Genomic DNA, 1,005 nt, shown 5'->3' with positions numbered 1-1,005 from the left:
GGTCTGGTATTCCGAGCGGGTCAAACCGATGGAAACCTTGTTACCCGTACCGAGGAAGTTGGTTTGGCTGATCGAACCGCCCAGGATCAGGCCGGCGCTCTGGGCGAAGCCCACGCTGGCAGTGATCGAGCCGGACGCCTGCTCTTCGACGCTGTAGTTGACGTCGACCTGATCGTCGGTGCCCGGCACTGGCGGGGTCTCGACGTTGACTTCCTTGAAGAAGCCCAGGCGCTCCAGACGGGTCTTGGACTGGTCGATCAGGTAGGTCGAAGCCCAGCCGCCTTCCATCTGGCGCATTTCGCGGCGCAGCACTTCGTCTTCGGTCTTGGTGTTGCCGCGGTAGTTGATGCGGTTGACGTAGGCACGCTTGCCCGGGTCGACCACGAACATGATGTCGACGGTGTGGTCTTCGTCATTGGGCTGTGGCACGCCGTTGACGTTGGCGAACGTGTAGCCTTCGTTACCCAGGCGGCGGGTGATCAGCTCGGACGTGGTGGTCATCACCTTGCGCGAGAACACCTGGCCCGGCTGCACCAGCAGCAGCGACCTGACCTGGTCTTCCGGCACCTTCAGGTCACCCGACAGCTTCACGTCACGAACGGTGTACTTCTCGCCTTCGTTGACGTTGACGGTGATATAGACGTGCTTCTTGTCCGGGGTGATCGACACCTGGGTGGAAGCGATGTCCATGTTGATGTAGCCGCGGTCCAGGTAGTAGGAACGCAGGCGCTCCAGGTCACCGGAAAGCTTTTCGCGGGCGTACTTGTCGTCGTTCTTGAAGAACGACAGCCAGTTGGTGGTCTTGAGCTCGAACAGCTGCGACAGCTCTTCATCGTCGAACACGGTGTTGCCAACGACGTTGATGTGCTGGATGGCAGCGACGGTGCCTTCGTTGATCTTGATCTTCAGGGCAACCCGGTTGCGCGGCTGCGGCACCACCTCGGCGTCGACCTCGGCCGAGTAGCGGCCCTGGGCCACGTACTGGCGCTGCAGCTCGTTACGCAC

At 61.3% G+C, this 1,005-nt stretch carries 1 protein-coding gene; it reads right to left on the bottom strand.

The genetic code is table 11. The features are described 5' to 3' along the window. Positions 1–1,005 (bottom strand): outer membrane protein assembly factor BamA (gene bamA, locus ACIPZC_RS26050; RefSeq protein ID WP_400630443.1); only part of this gene is annotated, 1,005 nt, incomplete at both ends.

The sequence above is a fragment of the Pseudomonas sp. NPDC089743 genome (genome assembly GCF_044748785.1).
Taxonomy (GTDB): Bacteria; Pseudomonadota; Gammaproteobacteria; order Pseudomonadales; family Pseudomonadaceae; genus Aquipseudomonas; species Aquipseudomonas putida_X.
This window is presented reverse-complemented; position numbering and strand designations above follow the sequence as displayed.